Origin of the sequence: Bacillus hominis (assembly GCF_018332515.1) — a bacterium.
In the GTDB taxonomy this organism is placed as follows: Bacteria; Bacillota; Bacilli; order Bacillales; family Bacillaceae_G; genus Bacillus_A; species Bacillus_A hominis.
Genome location: NZ_BOQD01000304.1, coordinates 1 through 3,972, shown reverse-complemented (window position 1 = coordinate 3,972; position 3,972 = coordinate 1). Strand labels below are relative to the sequence as shown.

Annotated in this window: 4 protein-coding genes; all 4 read left to right on the top strand. The window is 31.2% G+C overall.

Annotated features, from left to right (window positions below; genetic code table 11):
• Nucleotides 1-217 precede the first annotated feature (217 nt).
• Nucleotides 218-1,138, top strand: coding sequence for a class I SAM-dependent methyltransferase (locus KI356_RS23075; protein WP_212936568.1), 921 nt, complete (start codon nt 218-220; stop codon nt 1,136-1,138).
• 161 nt (nt 1,139-1,299) lie between these two features.
• Nucleotides 1,300-1,725 carry an ester cyclase gene (locus tag KI356_RS23070; protein ID WP_128280543.1) on the top strand — a complete coding sequence of 142 codons (426 nt, stop codon included), beginning with the start codon at nt 1,300-1,302 and terminating at the stop codon, nt 1,723-1,725.
• An 873-nt stretch (nt 1,726-2,598) separates the two neighbouring features.
• The gene (locus KI356_RS23065) at nt 2,599-2,904 is read left to right on the top strand and encodes a D-alanyl-D-alanine carboxypeptidase family protein (protein WP_438820848.1); all 306 of its coding nucleotides are present in this window, start codon (nt 2,599-2,601) and stop codon (nt 2,902-2,904) included.
• 127 nt (nt 2,905-3,031) lie between these two features.
• Nucleotides 3,032-3,739 carry a M15 family metallopeptidase gene (locus KI356_RS23060; protein ID WP_212936567.1) on the top strand — a complete coding sequence of 236 codons (708 nt, stop codon included), beginning with the start codon at nt 3,032-3,034 and terminating at the stop codon, nt 3,737-3,739.
• The last annotated feature ends 233 nt before the right edge of the window (nt 3,740-3,972 follow it).

Below are 3,972 nucleotides of genomic sequence, written 5' to 3'. Positions count from 1 at the left end.
TTATTTTCAAAAGGACCTGTTCATTAAAATAGGAATATTTTGTATGTAATTTCAATTTTCCTCTTGAAAACATACAATTTATTGAAGTGTTAAAGAGAATTGAAAACTTGACAAAAAAACTTATTTATGCTATAATTTACCAATATAAAAATACGGTGTATAATAGGGTTCTCCTGGCCAGGGGAACCCTATTTTTGTTGTGAAAATGAAGGAGTGTATGTGCGTGAAACAAGGTGAAGCAAGTGTAACGTCGTTAGTATCAGCTTTCGGAAGGGCATATCATAGTGAATTTGATAGTCCTAAAATCTTTGATGATTATGTAGCTAAAGATTTAATTTTACCAAAAGAACGTAACAATATTGAAACGAATATGGTTCAAGGGATACATTTTTTCAATAAAGATATTGCAGAGCAGTTTCAAGATAATCCAAATGAAATATTAAAATGGATTACACAAGTTCAGTTATCACCAACACCTTTAGCACGTGCAGTATATTGTGAAAGAGTATTATTTCATGAAATTACACTAGGAGCAAAACAATACGTCATACTCGGTGCAGGCTTAGACACGTTCAGTTTTAGACACCGAGAATTAGAAAATAAAATAGAAATATTCGAAGTGGATCATCCTTCTACGCAACAGTTTAAGAAGGAAAGAGTAGAAGAAGCAAAACTTGAAATTCCAAATAACCTTCATTTTGTTTCAATGGATTTTACGAAAGGATTTTCCTATGAACAGTTATGTAATGAAGGATTTGAAAAGAAAAAGACTTTCTTTAGCCTTTTAGGTGTTACGTATTATTTAACGAAAGAGGAACTTTCTGGCTTAATAGAACGTTTATTTGCGATGGTTCCAGAGGGGAGTTCTATCGTTTTCGATTATCCGGATGAAAACTTATTTACCGAAAAAGGATTATCCAATCGTGTTGAAAATATGGTGGAAATGGCTGCGGTAGGCGGAGAACCGATGAAATCATGTTTTTCTTACGGAGAAATGGAAGCATTGTTAGAGAAGTCGGGTTTACTCATTTATGAGCACTTATCTCCAGAGGACATAAATAAATTATATTTTGAAGGACGAAATGATTATTTGAAAGCTTTTGAGACGGTGCAGTATGTGCATGCGGTGAAGAAGTAGATAATTAGTATTGTGAATTTTCAGGGGAATCAATCGGGATATCTTAAGAAAGAAGAGATTTTGTCTTGTTATTGTACACATGAATCAGTTTACTTTAATAGGTAGATTAAAATAAACTATGATATGATTAGCATTGGATTTCTTAATAAGGGGGTTTTTAAATGACGCCAGAACAAATTGTTAGAAAATTTTTTGATGAAGTACGTTCGGGGAATAATCCTGACCTTTCAAATCAATTAATGGCAGAAAAAGTATTGGCACATCAAATTGTATCTGAAGAAGAACAAACAGTTTGCAGAACACCTGAAGATTATGCTGAACATGTAAGAGAGATGATTGAAGTATACGGTAATTTTTCTTTAGAAATTCAAGAATTTTTAGCACAAGGAAGTAAAGTATATGTACGTTGGAAACAAGTAGGTATGCATGTAGGAGAAATTGATGGATATGAACCTACAGGACTTCCAATCATTCAAATAGCAAGTGCAGTGTATAGAGTAGAAGATGGGAAAATTGCAGAGTATTGGATTCAAATTGATAGGTCAGGAATTCAAAACCAATTAGAGCGTAATAAAAATATTCAGTAGTTAACTTTTAAAGCTATAAGTGGGCATGGGGGAGAAATCTCTGTGTCTTTTTTTTATGCAAAATAAGGGAAATGGTATTTAGTGATGGGAACGATATATTACAAGGAGGAAGAGTTGTATAACAAATACATTTGATTAAATATAAAAAATGATAAGGGAGGAATAACGTGAAAATATACTATGTGCTAATTAGTAAATCTTTTAAAAACTAAATTAGTTTTATAATAAAAGCAAGAATACACTTTTGTTCCTATTAATTTGAAAAACTGGTAAAATAAAAACGATTATTTTCCAGTTTTTCACCAAAACCATTAAAGAAATAAAAAAGAGGTGTTTTTTATGGTATCAGTTACTCAAAGGATTTCTAAAATTAAACAACACAGAGGTGGATACATTAAACTTAAAGATTTCAATGTTATAGAATTAAATGATGGTATCTAGATTCTTTCTTAAATAGATTACAGCATCTTTCTTTTTTTTAAAACCACTAAGTTGTTTATAGTACTTATACACCTTATAAGCTCTATATGCATATACGAGAAAAATTCCGATTTCGATACTGACATTAGAACTAAGCCAATTACGAAAACATCTTCTTTCATAAAACAAAAAAGAGTCCTAAATTAATAGGACTCTTTTTTTACTTCTCTCGAAAGTAAACTTTTGAATATTAGTTTACTTTCATTTTTCACTTATGAAATCTTACAAAATTGTCACCTTTACGTAAGGTTATTAGATAGTTCATTTACTATTTCAATGTAATAATAAAAATATAAGAAACCAGGTTCTGTTGCAATATTTCCCGTCTCTTTATGTCTTAGGAAAATTTGCAACAGAACCTGAAATCCAAATGCTCAAAATAAAGAATCAAAAATGACTGCTTTAGATATAACCAAGCTGACAAATTATACATTATCGTATAATGGTGCAACTATAATGACTACAAATAAGATGCTCGATACATCTAATGGTGAGTTGTATTTTCAAGGAATTGATGGTTTGAAAACTGGATTTACAGATGAAGCAGGATACTGTTTTACAGGAACAGCAAAACAAGGTGAAAAAAGAACGATTTCTGTTGTCATAGGAACTAGCGAAGATACTAAGAGATTTATAGAAACAAAAAAATTATTTTCATATGGATTTAATAAAATTAGCTCAACTTTTTTGAATTGGTAGCATTAATCTTTAAATTTTAATAAATAACTATAACGAAATTATATAGAGATGTAAAAGTAATTCACTAGTTAGCTTCATCACAATACGATGTAAATTTTAAAATGGATCGCTATAAGGAGTAGATAAAATGGTTAGAAAATTAATAGGTCGCTTAGTAGGGGGAGCTGTTCTTCTCTTACTATGCATATATATTCTTTTCCCTAGCATCACTGACATTGTTAAAGGTAAGGATGATATACAAAATATTGATGGATCTGTAACTATTGCATCCCCAGATACTGTGGATGTAGTAGTTAATAAAAATAGAAAGCTTCCAAGTAATTATAGACCTAACGATTTAGTTGTACCTAATGTTAGGTTTGCATTTGATGGGATTCAAGAGAAAAGTCATTTACGAAAAGAAGCTGCTATCGCTTTGGAAAAGTTATTTGCCTTAGCGAAACAAGAGGGAATAGTATTACATGCTATATCTGGATTTCGGTCTGAAGAATATCAACAAACTGTTTATAGACGAAATGTAGAGAAACAAGGTCAGGTCCAAGCTGATAAAGTTTCTGCAAAGCCAGGTCATAGCGAACATCAAACAGGGTTAACGATGGACGTTTCTGCGAATAGTGTCAATAATACACTAGAAACTCAATTTGCGAATACTATTGAAGGAAAATGGCTTAAAAACAATGCTCATCGTGCTGGCTTTATTATACGTTATTTAAAAGGAAAAGAGCACATTACAGGTTATTCATATGAACCATGGCATGTTCGATACGTAGGTGACATTGCAAAAGAAATATATGAGAAAGGCATCACTTTAGAAGAATATTACAATGAAAAATAACCCATTACATTGCTAAAACTACCTAGGGGTATGTAATGAAAAAGTTATATAATGCATCGATCCCCTCTGTACCTATACTTACTAAATTTGAATTATCAGGTAATAAAAACAGTGCAGTGGAATTTATTCATACATTAACTCAAATAGTTTCCAAATGAATATAAACTTAAAACTGAGAAGTACGGATTAAACAAAAGGCTAAAGGCTATACCTTTAGCCTTTTTATACTATAT